This is a genomic window from Enterobacter cloacae complex sp. ECL411 (assembly GCF_021869665.1).
GTDB classification, from domain to species: domain Bacteria; phylum Pseudomonadota; class Gammaproteobacteria; order Enterobacterales; family Enterobacteriaceae; genus Enterobacter; species Enterobacter intestinihominis.
On record NZ_CP091486.1, the window covers coordinates 3234894 to 3261158 of the forward strand.

The 26265-nt window shown below is 55.7% G+C and carries 22 protein-coding genes; 4 read left to right on the plus strand and 18 right to left on the minus strand.

The window, feature by feature from the left end; all coding sequences use genetic code 11:
* Window positions 1–64 precede the first annotated feature (64 nt).
* From menF to L3069_RS15340, 3 genes are all read right to left on the minus strand, one after another.
* The gene (gene menF, locus L3069_RS15330) at window positions 65–1360 is read right to left on the minus strand and encodes an isochorismate synthase MenF (protein WP_038416447.1); all 1296 of its coding nucleotides are present in this window, start codon (window positions 1358–1360) and stop codon (window positions 65–67) included.
* Window positions 1361–1446: 86 nt separating this feature from the next.
* Entirely contained in the window at window positions 1447–1752 is a 306-nt protein-coding gene (elaB, locus tag L3069_RS15335; protein ID WP_022648821.1) for a stress response protein ElaB, read from the minus strand.
* Window positions 1753–1802: 50 nt separating this feature from the next.
* Window positions 1803–2267, minus strand: coding sequence for a GNAT family N-acetyltransferase (locus tag L3069_RS15340; protein ID WP_038416448.1), 465 nt, complete (start codon window positions 2265–2267; stop codon window positions 1803–1805).
* 71 nt (window positions 2268–2338) lie between these two features.
* Between L3069_RS15340 and rbn the strand changes: the two genes are divergently transcribed.
* Both rbn and L3069_RS15350 read left to right on the plus strand, forming a co-directional pair.
* Window positions 2339–3256, plus strand: a complete 918-nt coding sequence (gene rbn / locus L3069_RS15345; protein WP_022648823.1) for a ribonuclease BN — start codon at window positions 2339–2341, stop codon at window positions 3254–3256.
* Window positions 3257–3320: 64 nt separating this feature from the next.
* Window positions 3321–4325 carry a chemotaxis protein gene (locus tag L3069_RS15350; protein ID WP_023306639.1) on the plus strand — a complete coding sequence of 335 codons (1005 nt, stop codon included), beginning with the start codon at window positions 3321–3323 and terminating at the stop codon, window positions 4323–4325.
* A gap of 99 nt (window positions 4326–4424) precedes the next feature.
* Here L3069_RS15350 and nuoN read toward each other — a convergent pair whose 3' ends face one another.
* The 14 genes from nuoN to lrhA form a co-directional block, all read right to left on the minus strand.
* Window positions 4425–5882 carry an NADH-quinone oxidoreductase subunit NuoN gene (gene nuoN / locus L3069_RS15355; RefSeq protein ID WP_022648825.1) on the minus strand — a complete coding sequence of 486 codons (1458 nt, stop codon included), beginning with the start codon at window positions 5880–5882 and terminating at the stop codon, window positions 4425–4427.
* A 6-nt stretch (window positions 5883–5888) separates the two neighbouring features.
* On the minus strand, window positions 5889–7418 hold the full coding sequence (gene nuoM, locus L3069_RS15360) for an NADH-quinone oxidoreductase subunit M (RefSeq protein ID WP_023300624.1): 1530 nt from the start codon (window positions 7416–7418) through the stop codon (window positions 5889–5891).
* Window positions 7419–7578: 160 nt separating this feature from the next.
* A complete protein-coding gene (nuoL, locus tag L3069_RS15365) occupies window positions 7579–9420 on the minus strand; it encodes an NADH-quinone oxidoreductase subunit L (RefSeq protein ID WP_023300625.1) in 1842 nt (613 codons plus the stop codon).
* Window positions 9417–9719 (minus strand): NADH-quinone oxidoreductase subunit NuoK, encoded by a 303-nt coding sequence (gene nuoK, locus L3069_RS15370; RefSeq protein ID WP_006176506.1) that lies wholly within the window; start codon window positions 9717–9719, stop codon window positions 9417–9419. Before nuoK ends, nuoL begins: the two co-directional genes overlap by 4 nt.
* Window positions 9716–10270 (minus strand): NADH-quinone oxidoreductase subunit J, encoded by a 555-nt coding sequence (gene nuoJ / locus L3069_RS15375; protein ID WP_038416449.1) that lies wholly within the window; start codon window positions 10268–10270, stop codon window positions 9716–9718. The genes nuoK and nuoJ overlap by 4 nt, the downstream gene beginning before the upstream one ends.
* Before the next feature lie 10 nt (window positions 10271–10280).
* Window positions 10281–10823, minus strand: coding sequence for an NADH-quinone oxidoreductase subunit NuoI (nuoI, locus tag L3069_RS15380; RefSeq protein ID WP_003861491.1), 543 nt, complete (start codon window positions 10821–10823; stop codon window positions 10281–10283).
* Window positions 10824–10837: 14 nt separating this feature from the next.
* Window positions 10838–11815 (minus strand): NADH-quinone oxidoreductase subunit NuoH, encoded by a 978-nt coding sequence (nuoH, locus tag L3069_RS15385; protein ID WP_022648828.1) that lies wholly within the window; start codon window positions 11813–11815, stop codon window positions 10838–10840.
* Window positions 11812–14535 (minus strand): NADH-quinone oxidoreductase subunit NuoG, encoded by a 2724-nt coding sequence (gene nuoG / locus L3069_RS15390; RefSeq protein WP_038416450.1) that lies wholly within the window; start codon window positions 14533–14535, stop codon window positions 11812–11814. Before nuoG ends, nuoH begins: the two co-directional genes overlap by 4 nt.
* A gap of 54 nt (window positions 14536–14589) precedes the next feature.
* Window positions 14590–15927: an NADH-quinone oxidoreductase subunit NuoF gene (gene nuoF, locus L3069_RS15395; RefSeq protein ID WP_003861487.1), complete on the minus strand. Its 1338-nt coding sequence runs from the start codon at window positions 15925–15927 to the stop codon at window positions 14590–14592.
* On the minus strand, window positions 15924–16424 hold the full coding sequence (nuoE, locus tag L3069_RS15400; protein WP_006176513.1) for an NADH-quinone oxidoreductase subunit NuoE: 501 nt from the start codon (window positions 16422–16424) through the stop codon (window positions 15924–15926). The genes nuoF and nuoE overlap by 4 nt, the downstream gene beginning before the upstream one ends.
* A 2-nt stretch (window positions 16425–16426) precedes the next feature.
* Complete coding sequence (gene nuoC, locus L3069_RS15405) at window positions 16427–18229, minus strand: NADH-quinone oxidoreductase subunit C/D (protein WP_003861484.1); 1803 nt, start codon at window positions 18227–18229, stop codon at window positions 16427–16429.
* An 89-nt stretch (window positions 18230–18318) separates the two neighbouring features.
* The gene (nuoB, locus tag L3069_RS15410) at window positions 18319–18993 is read right to left on the minus strand and encodes an NADH-quinone oxidoreductase subunit NuoB (RefSeq protein WP_003861482.1); all 675 of its coding nucleotides are present in this window, start codon (window positions 18991–18993) and stop codon (window positions 18319–18321) included.
* Between the two features lie 15 nt (window positions 18994–19008).
* Window positions 19009–19449: an NADH-quinone oxidoreductase subunit NuoA gene (nuoA, locus tag L3069_RS15415; protein ID WP_003861475.1), complete on the minus strand. Its 441-nt coding sequence runs from the start codon at window positions 19447–19449 to the stop codon at window positions 19009–19011.
* 631 nt (window positions 19450–20080) lie between these two features.
* On the minus strand, window positions 20081–21019 hold the full coding sequence (gene lrhA / locus L3069_RS15420) for a transcriptional regulator LrhA (RefSeq protein ID WP_032622483.1): 939 nt from the start codon (window positions 21017–21019) through the stop codon (window positions 20081–20083).
* 936 nt (window positions 21020–21955) lie between these two features.
* Here lrhA and alaA point away from each other — a divergent pair.
* Together alaA and yfbR are read left to right on the plus strand one after the other, a co-directional pair.
* Window positions 21956–23170: an alanine transaminase AlaA gene (gene alaA, locus L3069_RS15425; RefSeq protein ID WP_022648831.1), complete on the plus strand. Its 1215-nt coding sequence runs from the start codon at window positions 21956–21958 to the stop codon at window positions 23168–23170.
* A gap of 117 nt (window positions 23171–23287) precedes the next feature.
* Window positions 23288–23887, plus strand: coding sequence for a 5'-deoxynucleotidase (gene yfbR, locus L3069_RS15430; protein WP_022648832.1), 600 nt, complete (start codon window positions 23288–23290; stop codon window positions 23885–23887).
* A 480-nt stretch (window positions 23888–24367) separates the two neighbouring features.
* Here the strand turns inward: yfbR and L3069_RS15435 are convergent, their stop codons facing one another.
* Window positions 24368–26200 (minus strand): SLC13 family permease, encoded by a 1833-nt coding sequence (locus L3069_RS15435; protein ID WP_022648833.1) that lies wholly within the window; start codon window positions 26198–26200, stop codon window positions 24368–24370.
* Between the last annotated feature and the right edge of the window lie 65 nt (window positions 26201–26265).

Genomic DNA, 26265 nt, shown 5'->3' on the forward strand with positions numbered 1-26265 from the left:
GACACAGTATAAATAATAGAAAAAGTCAGAATTTTGATATGAATCGGGATTGCACGAATCAGTATTAATCCCTCAGGAGGAGGGAACGCAGCCCGGCGGCCTTATTTTCGATCTCCTGCCACTCCTGCTCTGGATCGGAGCCGCTGACGATGCCCGCCCCCGCATAAAGACGCAGCGCGGCGTCATGAACGCGGGCGGAGCGTAATGCCACGCAGAACTCGCTTTGATCGCGCGATAAATAGCCCGCCGATCCGGCGTACCACTCCCGGTCAAACGGCTCCACTTTCGCAATAAATTCTCGCGCTGCCTGACGCGGCAGCCCGGCCACCGCCGCCGTCGGTTGCAGAATATGCAGACACTGCTCGTCATCAGACTGTTTGAGTTCGGTCCAGATACAGCGGCGTAAATGCTGCACCTTGCGCAGACGCAGCACCTGCGCTGGGAGGATCTCCAGCGTCCGGGTATGGTGCTGAAGACGCTGGCAGATATCTTCCACCACCAGCATATTTTCCCGCTGATTTTTGTCGTCGTTCATCAGCCAGTCGCCCAGACGCTGGGCCTGCTTATCGTCAGAATGGCTGGCGACGGTGCCTGCCAGCGCTTCAGTGCGCAGCAGCATGCCACGTCGCCGCCAAAGTCGCTCGGGCGTCGAGCCGAGGAACGCGTTGCTGGCGTCAAAGACCATACAAAAATGATAGCAGTTGAGGTTTAGCGCGCGGCTGGCGGCCATTAGCGCGATGGCGTTCACGGGCTGCTGGCACTGCACGTCTGTAGCACGTGCGAGCACAACTTTCTCAAAATCGCCGCGAGCAAGGGTATCCGTCGCCTGACGAATCAACGCCAGCCATTCCGGTTTTTCCGGATGATGGGTTTCCTGCACAATCTGCACGGACAACGGGCGGATCGGCGCGGCGTCGCGCAGGTTATCAATAAACTTCAGTGCGTCACCGGCATCGTCACACAGCGACGTTTCGCTCCACAGTTGCAGGCGCAGCGTGGCGACCCCGCCAGACCGTCGCCAGAGAAGGCGCGGTAAAAACAGCTTTCCCTGTGCCGGGTTGAAGGCGTTCAGGCCGCAGATACGGGTATCATTGGCTACGTCATGGGTGTGCAAAAACCGGGAGGCCGAGGCCAGAGAGTCAAAATGGGCGAGGCTTCCGAGCGCGGCAAGTTCTTCATCACCGCTCCGCTGTTGCCAGTAAAACTGGGGATAGCATCGCTGCACACCCAGCCAGGCCAGCGGATCGAAGGCGTCGTTTAACGGGAAAGAGACATCGAAATGGCGAAAACCGGGTGTAGCGGGTAACGCTTGCGCAAGCTGAGTGCGCAGGCGTTCCAGCGCGATGGAAATCGAATGCACGCGAACCTCTCCCTGTTAAAACCTTACATTATACGGGGTACTGATGATAAATAGCAGTACCCACGTGTAGGGAGGGGGTTGCCGGCTTAACGACGGGCTAACAGCAGGCCCAGCACCAGCCCTACGGCCGCACCGACCCCAATGCCCTGCCACGGCTTTTCGTGCACATAATCGTCGGCACGATAAACCGCCTGTTTGGCGCGGTAGTAGTAATTGTCGGATGCGTTGCTGACGCGGTTTTTCACGTCATGCAGCGCCTGCTCGGCGCGGGCTTTGAGCTCAATGTACTTCTGATCGGCAGGATCGCCTGAAGAGCGCAGTACTTCTTCCAGCGTTTCGCTTAACAGCGTTAAATCGTCGTCTGCTCGGGTATCCCAGGATTGAAATGACATATTTTTCTCCATGTTAGTACACCAGTCCGATAACTATAGACAACGTCTCGCTATTGCGCCTGTTTCGCTTCGCGCGCCATACCGATGTGTGGGATGCCATCTTCATCGTAAATGTCCGTGACCGGGGTAAAACCAAAATGGCCATAGAATGATTGCAAATGCGCCTGCGCGCCCAGGTATAACGCCTTGTCTGGCCACCGTTTCTGGCATGCGTCCAGCGTTTTTTCCATCAGCTGATAGCCCAGCTTTTCACCGCGCGCGCTTCCGCTGATAATGACGCGGCCAATGACGACAGGGTCAAAATCCTCTTCGCTTTTCAGAATCCTCGCATACGCCACCAGCTCGTTATCGCGCCAGCCGAGGATGTGCCGGTTCTCGCCGACCAGGTCATCGCCGTCGATATCCTGATACGGGCAGGTTTGTTCAACCACAAAAACTTCGCAGCGCAGTTTGAGCAGGGCGTAGAGTGACTGAATAGTCAGTTCGCTGTGGTGTAGATCTTGCCACTGGATCATGTGTTTCTCCTTCCTGGGGTTCATCACGTTATACTAAACCCCTTCCCATTCGGCAAAGGGCTGATTGCGTTATGGAACTGATTTTTCTGGGTACGTCCGCGGGCGTGCCAACCCGCTCACGAAACGTGACGGCTATTCTGCTGGATCTTAAGCATCCTACCCGCGGCGGGCTGTGGCTGTTTGACTGCGGCGAAGGTACGCAGCATCAGTTGCTGCATACCTCATACCACCCGGGGAAAGTGGATAAAATATTTATCACCCATCTGCACGGCGACCATCTGTTTGGCCTGCCGGGCCTGCTGTGTAGCCGTTCGATGGCCGGTAACGCTAACCCGCTGACCATTTATGGCCCTGCGGGTATTCAGGCATTCGTTGAGACCACGCTGCGCCTGAGCGGCTCGTGGACCGATTATCCGCTGGAGGTGGTTGAGATCGGCGAAGGTCTGGTGTTCGACGACGGAGATTACCAGGTGCGCGCTTACCCGCTTAACCATCCGGTGGAATGCTACGGCTATCGCGTTGAGGAGCATGACAAGCCCGGCGCGCTGAACGCCGCCGCGTTGCAGGCCGATGGGGTGAAACCTGGCCCGCTGTTCCAGCGTCTGAAGCACGGCGAGACCGTCACGCTGGAAGACGGGCGCGTCATCAACGGTCAGGATTACCTTGCGCCGCCGCAGCCGGGCAAAAAACTGGCTATTTTTGGGGATACCGCCCCCTGCCCTTCGGCGCTCCGGCTTGCCGGGGGTGTGGATGTGATGGTGCATGAGGCAACGCTGGAAGCGGCGATGGAAGAAAAAGCCAACAGCCGGGGGCACAGCTCAACGCGTCAGGCCGCGCAGCTGGCGCGCGAGGCTGGCGTCCGGAAACTGATTGTCACTCACGTCAGCTCACGCTATGACGTCCGCGGCTGTGAAAGCCTGCTGGCAGAGTGTCGGGAGGTGTTCCCGGCATGCGAGCTGGCGGAAGATTTTGCTCAGGTCAGCGTTTAGTCCTTCATTTTTCCCTCAGGGTGCCGATAACGATTAAAAGGCCAGCATTTCTCTTGAGGGTAGAATGGATAATTTCCAGAAAGATATTGATGACAGGGCGAACCTGACCCAGTCCAACCGTTTTGAACTGTTGCTGTTCCGTCTTGGCACCTCTCTGAACGAAAATAAATCCGAGCTGTTCGGCATCAACGTGTTCAAACTGCGCGAAATTGTGCCGATGCCGACCTTCACCAAACCAGCGGGAATGAAGTCTCCGCTGATGGGGATGGTAAATATTCGCGACCAGGTGATCCCGGTGATCGATCTGGCCGCCGTCGCCGGCTGCAAGCCAGCCACCGGGCTAAACATTTTGCTGATCACCGAATATGCCCGCAGCGTGCAGGCGTTTGCCGTGGAATCGGTGGAGAACATCATGCGTCTCGACTGGAAGCAGGTGCACGCCGCGGAAACCGCCGTCAGCGGTCGCTACATCACCAGCATTGCCTGTCTGGACGATAAGACCGATACCAACGATCTGGCAATGGTGCTCGACGTGGAGCAGATCCTGTATGACATCACCCCGGCGAACCACGATCTGCACGCCACCCATCTGGAAACCACCAAATTCAACATCAAGCCTGGCTCTGTCGCGATTGTTGCTGAAGACTCGAAAGTAGCGCGCTCAATGCTGGAGAAGGGATTGCAGGCAATGGAGATCCCGGCTCAGCTGCATATCACCGGCAAAGACGCATGGGAGAAAATCACTCAGCTGGCCGCGCAGGCTCAGGCTGAGGGCGTCCCCGTTACCGATAAGATTGCCCTGGTATTAACCGACCTCGAAATGCCGGAGATGGACGGCTTTACGCTGACGCGCAAAATCAAAACTGACCCGGTACTGAAAGATATTCCGGTGGTGATCCACTCGTCTCTTTCCGGCAACGCGAACGAAGATCATATACGCAAAGTGAAGGCTGACGGCTATGTGGCGAAGTTTGAGCTGAATGAGCTGTCGTCGGTGATTGAAGAGGTGCTGGACCGCTCGATGAAGAAGATTGACGGGCCGCTTATAAGCAGGAAGCAGTTAGCTTAGTCGGGTGGCGCTTCGCTTACCCGACCTACAAGACCTGTAGGCCCTGCAAGCGTAGCGCCGTTGGGCAATAAAAAACCCGCCGAGGCGGGTTTTTTGCTTTTACATCAGCGGCATCGCGCGCTGCACAATCTCAATCAGCGGCTGCGGATAGATACCGAAGATTAGCACCAGAAGGGCGGAGATCAGCACCACGATCCCCCCGGCGCTGTACTGCCAGTTGGACGGCGCATCACGGTTGAGCTGCTGAGGCGCGCTCAGGTACAGGCTCACAGCCACACGCAGGTAGTAGTAAAGACCAATCGCGGAGCCGATAACGACACCGGCAGTCAGCCACCACAGACCCGCCTGCACACCGACGGCCAGCACGTAGAACTTACCGATAAAGCCCAGCGTCATCGGGATACCCGCCAGAGAGAGCATCATCACGGTCATTACCGCAGACAGAATCGGACGGTGCCAGAACAGACCACGGTAGGAGAACAGGGAATCTGCATCCGGCCCACGGTACGGGCTGGACATCAGGCTCACCACGCCGAACGCGCCGAGGCTGCTGAACAGGTAACCGGCCAGATACACACCCACGGTTTCCATCGACATCTCACCGCTTTGCAGCGCAATCAGCGCCACCAGCAGGTAGCCCAGATGGGAGATAGAGGAGTAGCCCAGCAGACGCTTAATGTTGGTCTGGCTCAGCGCCATCAGGTTACCGAAGATGATGGAAACGAACGCGATAATGCCCAGCACCACGCGAACCGCTTCGCTGTCACCCACCGGGGCGTACAGGAACAGACGCATGACCACGCCAAAGATAGCGATTTTACTCGCCGTCGCCAGGAAGGTAGAGACCGGCGCTGGCGCACCCTGATAAACGTCTGGCGTCCACAGGTGGAACGGCACCAGAGAGAGTTTAAAGCCAAGGCCAACAATCATCATGCCCAGACCCGCCAGCAGCAGCGGCTCGTGCATCATACCGTCGCCGAGGCTCTTACCGAGCGCCAGGAAGGAGAGGTTACCCGTCTGTGCATACAGCAGCGCGATACCGAACAGCAGGAACGACGACGCAGCAGCGGACAAGATGGTGTACTTGATCGCCGCTTCCAGAGAGCGCTTCTGACGGAAAGCGTAACCAATCAGGCCGAACAGCGGCAGTGAGATCAGCTCAATACCGAGGAACAGCGCGGCCATGTGGTTCGCGTTCGCCAGCAGAATGCCGCCCAGTGCGGCAATCAGTACCAGCAGGTAAAACTCTTCTTTGTTGTCGTTGTACCCTTCGAGCCACGGGTACGCAAAGGTACAGGTTGCCAGGCTCGCCAGCAGCACCAGACCGGTGTAGAGCATGGCGTAGCCGTCAACGCGCATCAGCGGCGTGACGTCCATTGCGCCCGCCTGGCCAACAAACCAGAGGGAGACTAACGCAGCGTTCAGACCCAGAACGGACAGGGTCGCATTCAGGAAGTGATTGCGTCGCCACGCAATGGAGAGCATCACAACCACCACCGTCAATCCGACGATCAGCAGCGGTAGCAGCGCGATCAGTTGTTGTGGAGTTATTGTCATGGCGAATTACGGCCTTGTAGTAGAAGCAGAATTAACAAACCACTGCTGGATGTTACCCATCGCGGAGTGCGAGGTATCCAGAATCGGCTGCGGATAGAAGCCCAGCAGCACCAGCAGTACGACCAGCAGCAGGATGATGGACAGCTCACGCAGCGACATCCCCGGCAGTTCTTTAGCAGCAATTTCGCTCTTCGCTTTACCGAAGTAGGCGCGGTGCAGCATCGCCAGCGAGTACACGGAGGCGAACACCAGACCAAAGGTGGAGATGACGGTAATCATCGGAACCACTTTGAAGCTGCCGAACAGAATCATAAATTCGCCAACGAAGTTACCGGTACCTGGCATACCCAGGGTGGCAACCGCGAAGAACATGGAGAGTGCAGGCAGCCATTTCATTTTGCCCCACAGGCCGCCCATCATACGCATGTCGCGGGTATGCAGACGTTCGTACAGCTGACCGCACAGGATGAAGAGACCGGCAGCGGACAAGCCGTGCGCAATCATCTGGATCACCGCGCCCTGGTACGCCAGCTGGCTACCGGTGTAGATGGCAATCAGTACGAAGCCCATGTGGGAAACGGAGGTGTAAGCAATCAGACGTTTGATGTCGTACTGCGTGAAGGCCATCCATGCACCGTAGAAGATACCGATCACGCCAAGCCACATGGCAATCGGCGCAAACTCTGCGGAGGCGTTCGGGAACAGCGGCAGGGAGAAACGCAGCAGACCGTAGGCCGCCGTTTTCAGCAAGATACCCGCCAGGTCAACGGAACCCGCCGTTGGCGCCTGAGAGTGCGCGTCCGGCAGCCAGCCGTGCAGCGGAACTACCGGCATTTTCACCGCGAAGGCGATGAAGAAGCCGAGCATCAGCAGGTATTCCACACCGTGGGACATCGGGGTCTTCAGCAGATCTTCATAGTTGAAGGTCCAGACGCCGGTGGCGTTGTAATGCACAAACACCAGCGCCAGGATGGCAATCAACATCACCAGACCACTCGCCTGGGTGTAGATGAAGAACTTGGTGGCCGCCGTGATACGCGTTTTACCGTCGGATGCCTTGTGGCCCCACAGCGCGATCAGGAAGTACATCGGCACCAGCATCATCTCCCAGAAGAAGAAGAACAGGAACATGTCGATGGCCAGGAACACGCCGATAACGCCGCCCAGGATCCACATCAGGTTCAGGTGGAAGAAGCCCTGGTATTTTTCGATTTCTCGCCAGGAGCAGAGTACCGCCAGAACGCCGAGCAGACCGGTCAGCACGACCATCAGCAGCGACAGACCGTCAATCGCAAGGTGGATCGTGATACCGAAACGTGGGATCCACGGCAGAATGAACTCAGATTGCCACTGCGGAAGGCCCGCAGACTGGGTCAATGAGTAGCCACCCTGCAACCACAGTTGCAGGCCAAGCGCGAGCGTCAATCCCATGGTGATCAGCGCGATCCAGCGCGGCATCTTCACGCCAAAGCGTTCAGTCTGCCAGCACAGGAAGCCGCCGATGAAGGGAATTAATATTAGCCAGGGTAATAACATGGCGATTTTTATTCCTTGTTAAAGTCCCTCAGGGACCGATTTTCAACGAATTCGACAAAATTCACGTGTTAGTGCGGTTTGTGGTGTCGGGTGACGATCACGCTTACCCGACCTACGGTCTCGTAGGCCCGGTAAGCGCAGCGCCACCGGGCAAAAACCACTATCGCAACACCATCAGCAGCGCCAGCACGACAACCGCACCGATGCTCATGGATGCCACATACCAGCGCAGATAGCCGTTCTCGCTGTACAGCAGGCCTTTACCTGCAAAGCGAGAGAGGATCGCCGGGATATTCATCAGGCTGTTCAGCGGATCGCGCTTCAACAGCCACGCAATGCCCAGGAACGGCTTCACGAAGATCATGTCGTACAGCCAGTCGAAGCCCCATGCGTTGTACCACCAGGTGCCCAGCAGACGGCCCGGCGCGCTGTTGGCAACGGCAGTCACCAGCGTGCGTTTGCCCAGCCACAGCCATGCGGCAATCAGGATGCCCGCGATAGCCACAACGCCGGAGGTGATTTCAAGCGTCAGAACGCGACCGTGCTCAAGCTCGGTTGTTGCCGGCAGTACGCCCTGCAACGGTGGCACAATCATCGCGCCAACGAAGGTGGAGAGTACCAGCAGCACAATCAGCGGCAGGTGGTGGGTAATCCCCTTCCCTGCGTGGGCGTGAATTTGTTCTTTACCGTGGAAGACGATGAAAATCATACGGAAGGTGTACAGGGAGGTCATAAACGCACCGACCAGACCCGCAACCATCAGATTGATATGACCATTCGCCATGGCGCCCGCCAGGATTTCATCCTTACTGAAGAAGCCTGCGGTAATCAGCGGCAGTGCCGCCAGCGCCGCGCCGCCTACCAGGAAGCAGATATAGACCAGCGGGATGGACTTACGCAGTCCGCCCATTTTGAAGATATTCTGCTCGTGGTGGCAGGCCAGGATCACCGAACCGGATGAGAGGAACAGCAGCGCTTTAAAGAACGCGTGCGTCATCAGGTGGAAAATGGCTGCGTCCCACGCCTGAACGCCCAGCGCCAGGAACATGTAACCAATCTGGCTCATGGTGGAGTACGCGAGAACGCGTTTGATGTCGGTCTGCACCAGTGCGGCAAAGCCTGCCAGCACCAGCGTAACCGCACCGACGATACCCACCAGATGCAGAATTTCCGGGGTCATCAGGAACAGGCCATGGGTACGCGCAATCAGGTAGACACCGGCGGTGACCATGGTCGCGGCGTGGATCAGCGCGGAGACAGGGGTTGGACCCGCCATCGCGTCGGCAAGCCATGTCTGCAACGGCAGCTGTGCGGATTTACCCACAGCACCACCCAGCAGCATCAGCGTTGCCCACCACAGCATGTTGTTGCCTGCTTCGAAGTGCGCTGGCGCCAGTTCCACCATTTCGCGGAAGTTCAGCGTGCCCAGTTCGTTGTAGAGAATGAACAGCGCGAAAGCGAGGAAGACGTCACCCACACGGGTCACGACGAACGCTTTCATGGCCGCTGCGCCATTCTTCGGATCGGTGTAGTAGAAACCGATCAGCAGGTAAGAGCACAGACCCACGCCTTCCCAGCCCAGATACATCAGCAGCAGGTTATCGGCCAGCACCAGAACCACCATGCTGGCGATAAACAGGTTGGTGTAGGCGAAGAAGCGGGAGTATCCCTCTTCACCGCGCATATACCAGGAGGCGAACATGTGGATCAGGAAGCCGACGCCGGTGACCACGGAGAGCATGGTCAGAGACAGACCATCCAGCACCAGGTTGAAACCGATGTTGAAGTTACCGACCGACATCCAGTTCCACAGCGGCACGCTGTAGGCCTGACGTCCATTGTTAAAGAAATCGATACCCGCATACGCTGTCACCAGCGCAGCCAGACCGATTGAGCCAATGCCCACGGTGGCAGACAGATTCTCAGACCAGCGGCCGCGAGAAAATGCCAGCAGCACGAAGCCAATCAGCGGAAAAATAATGGTTAAGGCAAGCATGTTCATCCACGCAACTCACTTACTGAATCGATGTTCAGGTTCTGGCGGCGACGATGGAGCTGCAGCAACAGCGCCAGGCCAATACTCGCTTCGGCAGCCGCGAGGCTGATGGCGAGAATGTACATCACCTGACCGTCGGCCTGGCCCCAGTAGCTGCCGGCGACCACAAAGGCCAGCGCGGAAGCGTTGATCATGATTTCCAGACCGATCAGCATAAACAGCAGATTGCGGCGGATAACCAGACCGGTTAAGCCCAGAACGAACAAAATTGCAGCGAGGATCAGTCCATGTGTTAAGGGGATCATGCGCGCTCCTCCGTTTTTCTTTTCTCACGGTCATCAGTGCGGTTGCTCAGCACCTCACCAACACGTTCTTCGCGACCGACGTGGAAGGCAACAACCAGGCCCGCCAGCAGCAGCATAGAGGCCAGTTCAACCGCCAGAACGTACGGACCAAACAGCGCAATACCAACAGCCTTGGCGCTGATTGGCGTGCCGTCAATGCCCTGGTCGTTAACGCCCAGAATAGCGTAAACAATCACCACCAGCATGATGGCCGACAAAATTGCCGGGCCAATCCACACCTGCGGTTTTAACCATTGACGTTCCTGCTCAATTTCAGAGCCGCCCAGGTTGAGCATCATCACCACGAACACGAACAGCACCATAATGGCACCCGCGTAGACGATAATTTCCAGCGCACCGGCAAAATGCGCGCCCAGCGCAAAGAACACCCCGGAAATAGCCAGCAGCGAAATGATTAAATACAGCAACGCATGCACCGGATTGGTATGCGTGATCACTCGCAGCGTAGCCAGGATGGCGATAAGGCCACAGATATAAAAAGCGAATTCCATTGCCCTCTCCTTACGGTAACAGGCTCTTGACGTCGATAGGCTTAGCTTCGTTCTCTGCTTCGCCCTTATCTTTGCCGTCGATTGCCATACCCGCCATCCGGTAGAAGTTATATTCCGGGTATTTGCCCGGACCGGAAATCAGCAGATCCTCTTTCTCGTACACCAGGTCCTGACGCTTGTACTCACCCAGCTCGAAGTCTGGAGTCAGCTGAATCGCCGTGGTTGGGCACGCTTCTTCACACAGACCGCAGAAAATGCAGCGTGAGAAGTTGATGCGGAAGAACTCAGGGTACCAGCGGCCGTCTACCGTCTCGGCTTTCTGCAGAGAGATACAGCCTACCGGACACGCTACCGCACACAGGTTACAGGCTACGCAGCGCTCGGAACCGTCCGGGTCGCGCGTCAGCACGATACGGCCACGGTAGCGCGGCGGCAGATATACCGGCTCTTCCGGATACATCCGGGTTTCGCGTTTGGCAAACGCGTGCAGGCCGATCATCCAGATACTGCGTACCTGGGTGCCAAAGCCTACGAGTAATTCTTTTAAGGTCATGATCTCAAAGCCCCTTATGGCTGCTGCCAGAGAATGACAGCCGCCGTTACCAACAAGTTGACGAGCGTCAGCGGCAGGCACACTTTCCAGCCGAAGGACATTACCTGGTCATAACGCGGACGCGGTAAGGACGCACGAATCAAAATGAACATCATCATGAAGAACGCGGTTTTCAGCGCGAACCAGATGAACGGCGGTAAGAACGGGCCATGCCAGCCACCAAAGAACAGCGTTACCATCAACGCGGAAATGGTGACGATACCGATGTACTCGCCCACGAAGAACAGACCGAATTTCATACCGGAATATTCAATGTGGTAACCGTCGGCCAGTTCCTGTTCGGCTTCTGGCTGGTCAAACGGGTGACGGTGACACACCGCCACGCCCGCGATAGCAAAGGTCACAAAACCAAAGAACTGCGGGATAACGTTCCAGATGTCGGCCTGGTTGTTGACGATGTCGGTCATGTTGAATGAACCGGCCTGCGCCACCACGCCCATCAGGGAGAGCCCCAGGAACACTTCGTAGCTCAGCGTCTGCGCGGAAGCACGCATCGCACCCAGCAGCGAGTATTTGTTGTTACTGGACCAGCCTGCGAACAGCACCGCGTACACCGCGAGGCCTGCCATCATCAGGAAGAACAGAATGCCGATGTTCAGGTCAGCCACCACCCAGGTCGGGCTGACGGGAACGATAGCAAACGCCAGCAGCAGCGAGGTAAAGGCGATCATCGGCGCCAGCGTAAAGATCACGCGGTCCGAGAAGCGCGGAACCCAGTCCTCTTTAAAGAACATCTTGATCATGTCCGCCACCAGCTGGAGTGAACCACCCCAGCCCACGCGGTTCGGTCCGTAACGGTTCTGGAACAGACCGAGCAGACGACGTTCACCAAAGCTCATGAACGCGCCGCAGGTGACGACCACCAGCAGAATGACGACCGCTTTCAGAATGCTCAGCAGGATGTCGATAAGATCCGGCGTTAACCAACTCATGCTTTTGCCTCCTGAAGGTTATCAAGATGCGCACCCGCCAGGACCGGCGCGATGCCAGGCATACCCATCGGCAGTCCCACCTGCCCTGCTGACAGGCTTTCAGAAATAATCAGCGGCAGGCTGATTGTCTGGCCGTCGTAGCTAAAGGCAATGTTCGCACCCGCGTTAACGCCAAGCTTCGCGGCATCCGCCGGGTTGAGCTTGATGTACGGCTGCGGCATACGCTGCTGGAATACCGGAGAACGCTGGGACATTTCGTCGCTACCGAACAGATGGTAGTACGGCGCAATACGCCAGTGGCCTTCCTGAGCCTGGAAACGTTCCGGAACGGTAGAGAAGAAGTCCAGATCGGTTTCGGAGGCTTCAATCAGACGCACGCCCGGATCGCCGTGGCGCAGATGACCACCCACTTCAGCCTGGAATTTGTTCCATGCCTGTGGGGAGTTCCAGCCCGGTGCCCATGCAAACGGGATTTGCGAACGCGGCGCAGACGGCTGGTTGTTCCCTTCCATCGAGAAGGCGAACATGGTGTCTTTATCCTGCGGCTGACGCGGTTCGTGCACGCTGATGTTGGCACGCATCGCAGTACGACCGCTGTAGCGGTGCGGCTCACGCGCCAGTTTCTGGCCGCGAATACGGAAGCTTGCGTCAGGCGCGGCGTCTTTAATGCCCGCCAGCTGAGGCAGTTTCTTAACAACCGCGTCGATAACGTGGTCGAGCTGCGTCCAGTCCACTTCACGGCTCTGCACGGTGCTGTGCAGAGAGTGCAGCCAGCGCCAGCTTTCCAGCATCACGGTGTTGCTGTCGTAGTAGGCCGGGTCATAAACCTGGAAGAAGCGCTGTGCGCGGCCTTCGTTGTTGATCACCGTCCCGTCGCTTTCTGCGAAGCTTGCAGCAGAGAGCACCAGGTGTGCTTTGTCCATGATCGCGGTGCGCTGATGGTCGATAACCATCACCAGCGGTGCTTTGGAGAGCGCGGCGTCAACGCGAGCGGCGGAAGCGTGGCGATGCAGGTCATTTTCCAGCACTACCACCGCATCAGCAGAACCGGATTCCAGTTCGCTTAACGCTTCTTCCAGCGAGCCGCCGCCAATCATGCCCAGTCCGATGCTGTTCACCGCACGGGCAATCATGGTCACACCGACGTCAGCGCCACGGCCCTTCAGGGCTTTGGCAACGTTCGCTGCGGCCTGAATGATTTCAGCGCTACCGGCGTTGGTACCGGAAATGATCAGTGGTTTCTTCGCCCCCGCCAGCGCCTGAACAATCACGTCGACCTTGTTCTGCAGGTCGCGATCCAGTTCAACGGCCGGCGAGTTGCTGTCCAGCGCGTGGGCAATGGCAAAGCCGAGGCGCGCCTGATCTTCAACCGGTGCGCAGTAGGTCCACGCGGCGATATCGTCCAGACGGGTGTTGTCGACGTTAGTCACAAACAGAGGATGCTTCGCGCGCTGGCCGATGTTGAGGATCGCCGCAATCTGCCAGTCAGCCACTTTCTGCGCCGCTGCCATTTCACGTGCTTTACCCTTCACCGCCTGACGAACCGCCAGAGCCGCGCGTGCGCCGGTCTGCGTCAGGTCTTCCCCGAGCACCAGAACCGCATCATAGGATTCGATTTCGCGCAGCGCAGGCGTGTGTACACCGCCTTCACGCAGTACTTTCAGCACCAGTTGCAGACGTTCCTGCTCGCCATGGGCGATACCGGTATAGAAGTTTTCCGCCCCAACCAGCTCGCGCAGCGCGAAGTTGCTTTCGATGCTGGCGCGCGGGGAGCCGATGCCGATCACTTTCTTCGACTGGCGCAGAATATCTGCCGCGCCCTGCATCGCCTGTTCAGCGTTGAGGGTAATGACGTCGTCGCCACGGCGCTGAACCGGCTGACGCGGACGGTCTTTCAGGTTCACATAGCCATAGCCAAAACGACCGCGATCGCAGAGGAAGTAGTGGTTAACGGTACCGTTGTAACGGTTTTCGATACGACGCAGTTCACCGTAACGTTCACCCGGGCTGGTGTTACAGCCGAGGGAGCACTGCTGGCAGATGCTTGGCGCAAACTGCATGTCCCATTTACGGTTGTAACGCTCGGAGTGGGTTTTATCCGTGAACACGCCGGTCGGGCAGATTTCTACCAGGTTACCGGAGAATTCGCTTTCAAGCGTACCGTCTTCCGGACGACCGAAGTAAACGTTGTCATGCGCGCCATACACGCCCAGATCCTGACCGTCTGCATAATCTTTGTAGTAACGCACGCAGCGGTAGCAGGCGATGCAGCGGTTCATTTCGTGAGAGATGAACGGCCCCAGATCCTGATTTCGGTGGGTACGCTTGGTAAAGCGATAGCGACGGAAGCTGTGACCGGTCATGACGGTCATATCCTGAAGGTGGCAGTTACCACCCTCCTCACACACCGGACAGTCGTGTGGGTGGTTGGTCATCAACCACTCCACTACGCTTTCGCGGAACTGTTTGGCTTCTTCGTCATCAATCGAAATAAAAGTGCCTTCGGTGGCTGGCGTCATACAGGACATCACCAGTCGACCACGCGTGTCTTCCGCGTTTTGATATTGCTTCACCGCACACTGGCGGCAAGCACCGACGCTGCCCAGCGCCGGATGCCAGCAAAAGTACGGAATATCGAGGCCAAGAGACAGACAAGCTTCCAGCAGGTTGTCCGCCCCGTTGACTTCGTATTCTTTGCCGTCTACATGAATCGTAGCCATTAGCATGCTTCCAGTTGGCTCGGCCGAAACCGAGCGTTAATCAAAATTCTGTTTTTACCAGCGTGCTTTCAGCAGGTTCGGCTGAATACCATTGATAGAATGGGTATTGCTGAACGGCTGCTTGATGCCTGCTTCGAATTCGTCGCGGAAATATTTAATCGCGCTCTGCAGCGGCTCGACGGCACCCGGTGCGTGGGCACAGAAGGTTTTACCTGGCCCTAAGAATCGACACAGTTGCTCAAGTGTCTCGATATCGCCAGGCTGGCCTTCGCCACGTTCGATAGCGCGCAGGATCTTCACGCTCCACGGCAGACCGTCACGGCATGGTGTACACCAGCCGCAGGACTCGCGGGCGAAGAACTCTTCCAGGTTACGCACCAGGGATACCATGCCGATCTCGTGGTCGACGGCCATCGCCAGCGCGGTACCCAGACGGCTGCCTGCTTTACCAATGCTTTCGAACTCCATTGGCAGGTCAAGGTGGGCTTCGGTTAAGAAGTCTGTCCCTGCCCCACCCGGCTGCCAGGCTTTGAATTTCAGGCCATCGCGCATGCCGCCGGCGTAGTCTTCAAGAATTTCACGTGCGGTGGTGCCGAACGGCAGCTCCCAGACGCCAGGATTCTTCACGCGACCGGAGAAGCCCATCAGCTTGGTACCGGCATCTTTACTTGATGAGATGCCCTGATACCACTCCACGCCGTTCGCAAGGATAGCCGGAACGTTACACAGGGTTTCGACGTTGTTTACACAGGTCGGTTTACCCCACACGCCGGAGCTTGCCGGGAACGGTGGCTTGGAGCGCGGGTTCGCGCGGCGGCCTTCCAGGGAGTTAATCAGCGCGGTTTCTTCACCGCAGATATAACGCCCGGCACCGGTGTGCACGAATAGCTCGAAGTCAAACCCGGTGCCCAGGATGTTTTTACCCAGCAGTCCGGCTTCAGTGGCTTCGGCAATCGCGCGACGCAGGTTTTCAGCCGCTTCGATGTATTCACCGCGCAGGAAGATGTAGCCACGGTACGCTTTCAGCGCGAACGCTGAGATCAGCATGCCTTCCACCAGCAGGTGCGGCAGCTGTTCCATCAGCAGGCGGTCTTTATAGGTACCCGGCTCCATTTCATCGGCGTTACACAGCAGGTAACGGATGTTCATGGATTCATCTTTCGGCATCAGGCTCCACTTCAGACCGGTGGAGAAGCCCGCACCGCCGCGCCCTTTCAGGCCAGACTCTTTCACCGCATTAACGATGTCGTCTGGCGCCATGCCGCCGAGGGCTTTACGCGCACCGGCATAGCCGTTTTTGCTCTGATATTCGTCGAGCCAGACCGGCTGTTTGTCATCGCGCAGACGCCAGGTCAGCGGATGCGTCTCAGCAGTACGAATTACAGTTTTCATTTGTACTGCTCCAGCAGGTCAGGAATCGCTTCCGGCGTCAGATGGCTGTGAGTGTCCTCATCAATCATCATGGTCGGTCCCTTGTCGCAGTTACCCAGGCAGCAGGTTGGCAGCAGGGTAAAGCGTCCGTCGAACGTGGTCTGGCCCGGCTTAATATTAAGTTTCTTCTCAATCGCAGCCTGAATGCCCTGATAACCGGTAATGTGGCAGACAACGCTGTCACAGTAGCGGATCACATGGCGGCCGACCGGCTGACGGAAGATCTGGCTGTAGAACGTGGCTACGCCTTCTACGTCACTTGCCGGAATGCCCAGCACTTTTGCGATCTCATAGATCGCCCCATCCGGCACCCAACCACGCTGTTTCTGTACGATTTTCAGCGCTTCAATGGACGCCGCACGCGGGTCTTCGTAGTGGTGCATCTCGTGCTCAATGGCGGCACGCTCTGCTTCACTCAGCTCAAAAGCCTCGGTTTGTGGTTGTTGATTCTCGTGCATAATTAGCGGTCCACATCTGACATAACAAAATCGATACTACCCAGATACACAATCAGGTCGGAGACCAGACTGCCGCGAATAGCGGCCGGGATCTGCTGCAGGTGCGCAAAGCTTGGCGTACGCACGCGGGTACGGTAGCTCATGGTGCTGCCGTCGCTGGTGAGGTAGTAGCTGTTGATACCCTTGGTCGCTTCAATCATCTGGAAGGATTCCTGTGCCGGCATGACCGGGCCCCAGGAAACCTGCAAGAAGTGGGTGATCAGGGTTTCGATATGTTGCAGCGTGCGCTCTTTCGGTGGCGGCGTCGTCAGCGGGTGATCCGCCTTGAACGGGCCTTCCGGCATGTTGTTGAGGCACTGCTCAAGGATGCGCAGGCTCTGGCGCAGCTCTTCCACTTTCAGCATCACGCGGGTGTAGCAGTCGGAAACGCCGCCGCCAACCGGGACTTCAAAGTCGAAATTCTCGTAGCCAGAGTAAGGACGGGCTTTACGCACGTCGAAATCAATACCGGTCGCACGCAGGCCAGCACCTGTGGTTCCCCACTCCAGCGCCTCTTTCGCGCCGTAGGCGGCAACGCCCTGGGAGCGGCCTTTCAGGATGGAGTTACGCAGCGCGGCTTTCTCGTAAGACGCCAGACGTTTCGGCATCCAGTCGAGGAATTCACGCAGCAGGCGGTCCCAGCCGCGCGGCAGATCGTGCGCCACGCCGCCGATGCGGAACCAGGCCGGGTGCATACGGAAACCGGTAATCGCTTCCACCAGATCGTAGATTTTCTGACGGTCGGTAAAGGCGAAGAAGACCGGCGTCATCGCGCCGACGTCCTGAATGAACGTGGAGATGTACAGCAGGTGGCTGTTAATACGGAACAGTTCAGACAGCATCACGCGAATCACGTTAACGCGATCCGGGACGGTGATGCCTGCCAGTTTCTCAACGGCCAGCACGTATGGCATCTCGTTTACGCAGCCGCCGAGGTATTCGATACGGTCAGTATACGGAATGTAGCTGTGCCAGGACTGACGCTCACCCATCTTCTCGGCACCACGGTGGTGGTAGCCAATGTCAGGCACGCAGTCGACAATCTCTTCGCCGTCAAGCTGAAGAATAATACGGAATGCACCGTGCGCAGACGGGTGGTTTGGACCGAGGTTAAGGAACATGAAGTCCTCGTTTTCGGTGCCGCGCTTCATGCCCCAGTCTTCCGGCTTGAAGGTCAGCGCTTCCATCTCCAGATCCTGCTTGGCTTTGGTCAGCTCAAACGGGTCGAATTCGGTGGCGCGTGCCGGGTAGTCTTTACGCAGCGGGTGGCCGGTCCAGGTCTGCGGCATCATGATGCGCGTCAGATGGGGGTGGCCGTCGAAGGTCATGCCGAACATTTCCCAGGTTTCACGCTCGTACCAGTTAGCGTTTGGGAAAAGTTTGGTGATCGTCGGCAGATGCATGTCGTTTTCAGACAATGCCACCTTGAGCATGATATCCGTGTTGCGGTCTATTGAGATCAGGTGGTAGAAAACGGAAAAATCCGCAGCAGGGAGACCCTGGCGGTGCGTTCTCAGACGTTCGTCCATGCCGTGTAAGTCAAACAGCATGACGTAAGGTTTTGGCAATTTCTTGAGGAAATCGACAACTTCCAGTAATTGCTCACGCTTCACCCAAACAACGGGTACCCCGGTGCGGGTGGCCTGAACAGTAAAGGCATCCGGCCCAAAACGGTTGCGCAGTTCGCCAATGACGGGGTCATCGAGATGATCCCGGGTCTGCCAGGCGGCTTCTTGCGCGGTTAAGTCGGTCATATTGTTCACCATTGCAAATGGTCCGTGGTGACTGTTAAGCCTGGCTTCGCGCTATTTGAGTAGTGATATGCGAAGGTGTTCTCCAGGCCCACAGGCGCAAATTAAATTTCGTCAGGCGTACGCAGGTTGGTGACGGCAATACGTTCACCACGTTTACGCTCGCGCTCAGACTGCATGTTCGCGCGATAGACACCTTGATCGCCGACAACCCAGGAGAGCGGACGGCGTTCTTTACCGATTGACTCCTGCAGCAGCATCAGCGCCTGCATATAGGCCTCTGGACGCGGCGGGCAGCCCGGGATGTACACATCCACCGGAATGAACTTATCAACGCCCTGCACAACGGAATAAATGTCGTACATACCGCCGGAGTTTGCACATGCGCCCATGGAGATTACCCATTTTGGCTCCAGCATCTGGTCATAAAGACGCTGAATAACCGGTGCCATCTTGGTAAAGCAGGTCCCGGCCACCACCATCAGGTCAGCCTGACGTGGAGAAGCACGCAGTACCTCGGCCCCAAAACGCGCAACGTCATGCACCGCAGTGAATGACGTCACCATTTCAACGTAGCAGCAAGAAAGGCCAAAGTTGTATGGCCAGATGGAGTTCTTACGACCCCAGTTGACCATATCGTGCATGGCATGTTCGAGCTTGCCCATGTACACGCTTTTGTTGACTTCTTGCTCCAGGGGGTCGGTTACGATCTCCTGTTTTTGCAGGGGGTAACGGTCATTCTCACCGTTAGGATCTATGCGGGTGAGCGTATAATCCATCTTATTGCCTCGCTGTTACTGCTGACGATTAGAGATACTGTTTTCCGGGTTGATGTGTTCACGGCGTGAACGCACAGGTGTCCAGTCCAGCGCGCCAATACGCACCAGATAAACCAGACCGGCCAGTAACACTAAAATGAAAATTGCGGCCTCGACAAAGCCCACCCAACCACTTTCGCGAATGGAGGTAGACCACGCGAAGAGGTAAAGCGCTTCCACGTCGAAAATGACGAAGAACATGGCTACCAGGTAGAACTTGGCAGACAGGCGTAAGCGAGCGGTACCTACTGAATCAATACCTGATTCGAAAGGTGTGTTTTTGTGCCTTGCGCGGGCGCGACCGCCCAGGAACCAGCCGCCGACTAACATCAGGCAGCACAGGCCAATGGCTACAATAAGAAAGATTGCGAATGCCCAGTGATGAGCGATGACTTCTGTGGATGTTGACATACTCATTGCTTACTCATCAAAAGTGATACCGACGACACTGCTCTTGCTGGCAGATGGGCATCACATCGATTCATGGGGAGGAACAAAATAACCTTACACTAACTGTCAGAAATGAGACATAGACAGCAAAATGATGGGGTTTTTTACTCCTTTCTATAACCTTTTGTCAACTTTAACAAAGGTTTCTTCACATTAAATTACAACGTGCGATTCTCATTAACATTTGGTGCCCTTTAACCCTGGTGGGTACATGACTTTACGTCAAATGCATCTTGTTGAATCGTGTCCGTTTTGGAAGTAAAAAAAATAACCCTCCTATTTTGACAGGATTTTCCAACGATTCCTCCCCCCAAATGGGAGTATTTTCTTGATCTGAGACACGCTTTTGTTAATTCAATCAAAAAAACAGCAACATATTTCCTGTTTTTTTAACATCGGCGGGGTATTAGGCAAGTTAGAAGAGGTATCGTTTACAACTTAACCAAAAGCATTTTCTGCATTGATAAATAAGCGGTATTTGCTTTAACCCTGCTCCGTTCGCGGTTATGAATAGCAAAAAAAACCACTCGCAGGAAAAAATCATGCGAGTGGCTCTTTTTTGCACTTACATTTTGTTACGAGAATTTTGGGGGAATGATCACTCAAAATCCCTTTCCACAATCAGGGAGTCATCCCCTCCTTCCGGAGTAACAGGCGCGTACTGCCATGGATTGTGGTAGTTTTCCATTGCCTCGAATACCACTTTCGCTAGCTCGTTGTTGCTGGCGGCATTATGGCACAGCAGGTACTCCGTATCCGGCAACGACGGGAGTCCCTCAGATTGACCCAGCACACGCAGATCGGGGCTCATCATCTCCACCGGACGGGCTGTTACGCCAAGTCCGGCCTTCACTGCCGCTCGTACCGCAGGCAACGTTGACGCAACGTACGCCAGGCGCCACGGAATACTGGCTTCGTTGAGCGCAGTCAGCACCATATCGCGGAACGGACTAGGATCGTCCAGCAGGACCAGGGGTATTGGCTCACCTTTTTGCAATACGTACTCCGCGGCACAGTACCAGTGCGTAGGAGAAGTACGCAGCGTCAGGCAGTCATACTGGCCAGGTCGATGCGTGGTGACCACCAGGTCAACCTCGTTTTCTTTCAGCATCTCAACCATGAAGGCATTGCGTTTAACGCTAACGTCCAGGGCAAGCTTCGGATAAACCGAGCTAATTCGGTTGAGAAGGAAGGGCAAAATGGTATCTGCTGATTCATCTGACGCCCCTAATGTTAACACTCCCTGAAGGTTGCTAAACATTAATGACATACAGGCTTCATCATTAAAGCGCAGTATCTTTCTGGCATAACCCAGAAGCTGAATACCATGTTCTGTTAAAAGCTTATTACGTCCATGACGCGCAAAAAGCTCTTTACCAACCAGTTGTTCCAGCCGCTGCATTTGCTGACTCACGGCGGACTGGGTACGGCAAACGGCGGCAGCAGCTGCTGCAAAAGTGTTGAGATCGGCGACCGCAACAAACGTTCTCAGCAGATCGAGGTCGAGATTCATTATCGGACGATTTGCATTTATCATATCTTTTCACTTTCAGGTTGCTCGTGCGGAGCTGCCCGGGTTGAAGCTGTGTGTAACAGTTAAGCAATTCCTTCTGAAGAGTTTCCCTCGCGTCCCGGCCCGGCAGACTGCCTGACAGATAGTTATTGTACTTTGGTATATCAACAGTCAGAAATCACGTTTCATGACGTTATTTTTATTCTCTTGCGTTCAGGATATTTCGTTATCTGAAGGTAGATGTAAATTCCATTAAGAGTAAGACATGTTTTCTGCCATCTATATCGCAGCGTTGCCAGCGTAGCAAGATGTGACTTACCCAATCAGCCAGAGATTACTTTAACAATAACAATCGATTAATACAGGAAGGCAGAAGCTGATATACGTAACAGGCCTATCGCTACGCTGCATTCCCAAAACACATCTTAACCCAAATCCACTATATTTATAAGTCTTATTGCAATATAACGGATTTAACGCCAATGATAAGCAACTACACTCTTTTTATTAAAATTAACGAAAGTTGCATTTTCGTCGTTAATAATAAATAAAGTTTAATTTAGATTCAGGCCATTCATTAATAACACTTAACATTAATTTCACATGAGTAACTTTTAACCTGGCTTTGCTAATAGAGCAAACTGTATCTCAGCATTCAGGTTTTACGAATGGTCACTCAGGGGGACTAACGCTTCAGCCCGGATCGTCTTTTTATTTAAATCAGAATAATATTAATATTTATGTGAAACTTTCAGCATAAAAAACCCAACATTAAGCGTTTTCACGGTAATTTCAGGCGCAAAATCACTCCATCATTAGATTAAGCAATCACAGCAGTGCTGCCTGGTTGGACAAAATCTTCTTCTGTGCGCCCTTCAAAACGAAGCGCGGTGGGAGTACATTGTTCCGTGCTGCTTCCACGGCAGGAAGTTGCAATAATAGCGAAAAGGTTAAAGGTTCATGTCCCCTATCGAAAAATCCAGCAAGCTCGACAACGTCTGTTACGACATCCGTGGCCCGGTACTCAAAGAGGCAAAACGCCTTGAAGAGGAAGGCAATAAGGTTCTGAAACTCAACATCGGCAACCCCGCGCCATTTGGTTTTGAAGCGCCGGATGAGATCCTGGTGGATGTGATCCGTAACCTGCCCACTGCACAAGGCTACTGCGATTCAAAAGGGCTTTATTCCGCCCGTAAAGCCATTATGCAGCACTATCAGGCTCGCGGTATGCGCGACGTCACCGTTGAAGATATCTACATTGGCAACGGTGTCTCGGAGCTGATCGTTCAGGCGATGCAGGCGCTCCTGAACAGCGGCGATGAAATGCTGGTTCCCGCTCCAGACTATCCGCTGTGGACGGCTGCGGTATCGCTCTCCAGCGGTAAAGCGGTGCACTATCTTTGCGATGAATCGTCGGACTGGTTCCCGGATCTGGATGACATTCGCGCCAAAATAACACCGCGCACCCGGGGAATCGTGATCATTAACCCGAATAACCCGACGGGCGCGGTCTATTCAAAAGAGCTGCTGATGGAGATCGTCGAGATCGCCCGCCTGCACAACCTGATCATCTTTGCCGACGAGATTTACGACAAGATCCTGTACGACGCGGCGCAGCACCACTCTATCGCCGCGCTGGCGCCCGATCTGCTGACGGTCACCTTTAACGGACTGTCTAAAACTTACCGCGTTGCCGGTTTCCGTCAGGGCTGGATGGTACTGAACGGTCCGAAAAAACATGCGAAAGGCTACATTGAAGGGCTGGAGATGCTGGCATCCATGCGTCTGTGCGCCAACGTACCGGCGCAACATGCGATCCAGACAGCACTCGGGGGCTATCAAAGCATCAGCGAGTTTATCGTTCCAGGCGGCCGCCTCTATGAACAGCGCAACCGTGCATGGGAATTAATTAATGATATTCCGGGCGTCTCCTGCGTGAAGCCTAACGGCGCGCTGTATATGTTCCCGAAAATCGACGCGAAGCGCTTCAATATTCACGACGATCAGAAAATGGTGCTCGACTTCCTGTTGCAGGAAAAAGTGCTGCTGGTTCAGGGGACGGCGTTTAACTGGCCGTGGCCGGATCACGTGCGTATTGTAACCCTGCCGCGCGAAGACGATCTCGAAATGGCCATCAGCCGCTTCGGACGATTCCTCTCGGGGTACCATCAGTAACGCTGACTTTCCGCCGGGTGGCGCTGCGCTTACCCGGCCTGTAACATCTGCAAATTTGCATCTTCCCTCCCCTCCCCGCACAATGAAGTCCGTCGCAGTGAAGACATAAGGTAACCTATGAGTCAGAGTCATTTCTTTGCCCACCTCTCCCGCCTGAAACTCATCAACCGCTGGCCGCTGATGCGCAACGTGCGCACTGAAAATGTGTCTGAGCACAGTTTGCAGGTTGCCATGGTCGCTCATGCGCTGGCCGCGATTAAAAACCGCAAATTCAACGGGCAGGTTAATGCCGAACGTATCGCCCTGCTGGCGTTGTACCACGATGCATCGGAAGTGCTGACCGGGGATCTGCCTACGCCGGTGAAATATTTCAACTCGCAGATTGCCCAGGAATATAAGGCCATTGAGAAGATTGCCCAGCAGAAGCTGATCGATATGGTGCCTGATGAGCTGCGTGATATCTTCGGGCCACTGATCGACGAGCATCAGTATACGGAAGAGGAGAAATCCCTGGTTAAGCAGGCCGATGCGCTGTGCGCCTACCTGAAATGTCTGGAAGAGTTATCCGCGGGGAATAACGAGTTCCTGCTGGCGAAAACGCGCCTGGAGAAAACGCTCGACTCCCGCCGTAGCGAAGAGATGGATTACTTTATGCAGGTGTTTGTGCCGAGCTTCCATTTGTCGCTGGATGAGATCAGTCAGGATTCACCGCTGTAGTTTTTCGCCCAGCGGCGCTGCGCTTGCAGGGCCTACGAATCACGTAGGCCGGGTAAGGCGTAGCCGCCACCCGGCGATGTTCTCAGAACGGGAATTACACCGGAATCAGCACCACGCATACCAGCATCACCAGCACGGTGAACGGCACGCCAATTTCACGAAGTCGCTGGATGAGATCAGTCAGGATTCACCGCTGTAGTTTTTCGCCCAGCGGCGCTGCGCTTGCAGGGCCTACGGATCACGTAGGCCGGGTAAGGCGTAGCCGCCACCCGGCAATGTTCTCAGAACGGGAATAACACCGGAATCAGCACCACGCATACCAGCATCACCAGCACGGTGAACGGCACGCCAATTTCACGAAGTCGCTGGATGAGATTAGCAAGGATTCGCCGCTGTAGTTTTTCGCCCAGCGGCGCTGCGCTTGCAGGGCCTACGAATCACGTAGGCCGGGTAAGGCGTAGCCGCCACCCGGCGATGTTCTCAGAACGGGAATAACACCGGAATCAGCACCACGCATACCAGCATCACCAGCACGGTGAACGGCACGCCCAGCTTTACAAAATCGCTGAATCGATAGTTTCCCGGCCCCAGCACCAGGGTATTGACCGGGGAAGATACCGGCGTCATAAATGCCGCGGACGCCGCCATCGCTACCACCATCGCAAACGGATAGGGCGAAACGCCCATCGATTTTGCCATCGCCAGCGCAATAGGCGCCATCAGCACCGCCGTTGCGGTATTGGAGATGAACAAACCAATGGTGGCGCACATGACGAACAGGCAAACCATCATCAGGTACGGACCATATCCCCCGCCCGCGTCCATTAAGCCTTTTACGATCAAATCCACCCCGCCGGTTTTCTGTAGCGCCAGGGCGAAGGGCATCATCCCAACGATGAGAATGATGCTTGGCCAGTGAATCGCTTTGTAAGCGCTTTCGGCGTCGATACAGCGGAATTTGCCCATTAACAGACAGGCGATTATCGCCGCCACCGGGTTAGGGATCTCGTCCGTCAGCATCAACGCGACCATCAACACCAGGCAAAAAATCGCATGGGGCGCCTGACTGTGCGCCGGTGACGCGTCGCTCTCTTCAATCGGCATATTCAGCACCACAAAATCGCGGCCTTTCTGCCCGAGCTGGCTAATCAGTTTCCAGTTGCCGACCACGAGGAAGATATCCCCCAGCAGGATCGGCTCATCCACCACCGCCCCTTCAAGGGCTACGCCATCGCGCTTCAGGCCCACTACGTTGAGGCCATAGCGGGTACGAAAGCCGATTTCGCGCACGGTTTTGCCCAATAACTCCGATTCCGGGATCAGCGACACCTCGGCCATACCCACATCCAGCGCCCGGTCGGAGAAATACTCGCCGCGCAGCACCATCGGCTCCAGCAGTTGCTCGCTACAAAACTCTCGCAGATCCACGTCCGCGGTGGACATATCAATCAGCAGGACGTCACGCGCGCGAAACTCTGACACCCCATTCACGTTAACGATTACCCGACGAAAACGACGCCAGCGCTCAACCCCGATGACGTTCGCGCCATAGCGTTCGCGTAGCTTAAGGTCGTCCAGCCGCTGGCCTATCATCGGCGAACCGGGGCGGATAGCCAGCCGACGGGCGCGCCCGGTCAGACGGTACTCTTTGATCAAATCGCGAAAAGTTCGCCGCTTCCAGCCCTCTTTGGCTTTGTCCTGCTTCTCCCCTTTCAGCGCGAAACGGGTCAACAGCATATAGATAATGCCCATCACCAGTACAACCAGCCCGATCGGCGTGACGCTGAAAAAGCTAAACCCCTCAAGCCCCTCACGGATCAGTTCGCTGTTTACGACGAGGTTCGGCGGTGTCGCGACCAGCGTCATCATGCCGCTGATGAGCCCGGCAAAGCTCAACGGCATCATCAGCCGCGACGGGGAGATCTGCATCCTCATGCAGACGCTCAGCACAACCGGAATAAAGATGGCCACGACCCCCGTCGAGCTCATAAACGCACCCAGTCCGGCGACCGTCAGCATCAGGTAAATCAGCATTTTGGTTTCGCTGCTGCCCGCCACTTTAACCAGCCACGACCCCATCATTGTCGCCACGCCGGTGCGTACCAGCCCGTCGCCAATAATAAACAGGGCGGCAATCAAAATAACGTTGGGATCGCTAAACCCGGAAAAGGCTTCCGGCAGGGAAAGGGTACCGCTCAGAACGAACGCGACAATCACAAACAGGGCGACGGCATCCATGCGCACCTTGCCCGTGGCAAAAAGAATGATGGCGATTAACAGCAGGCTCAGGACCCAAATCAGTTCACCGTTCACAACATGTCCTTGTCAGTGGAGGAGAAGCAATTCTGCCATAAAAAAGCCCCGGTAATGCGGGGCTA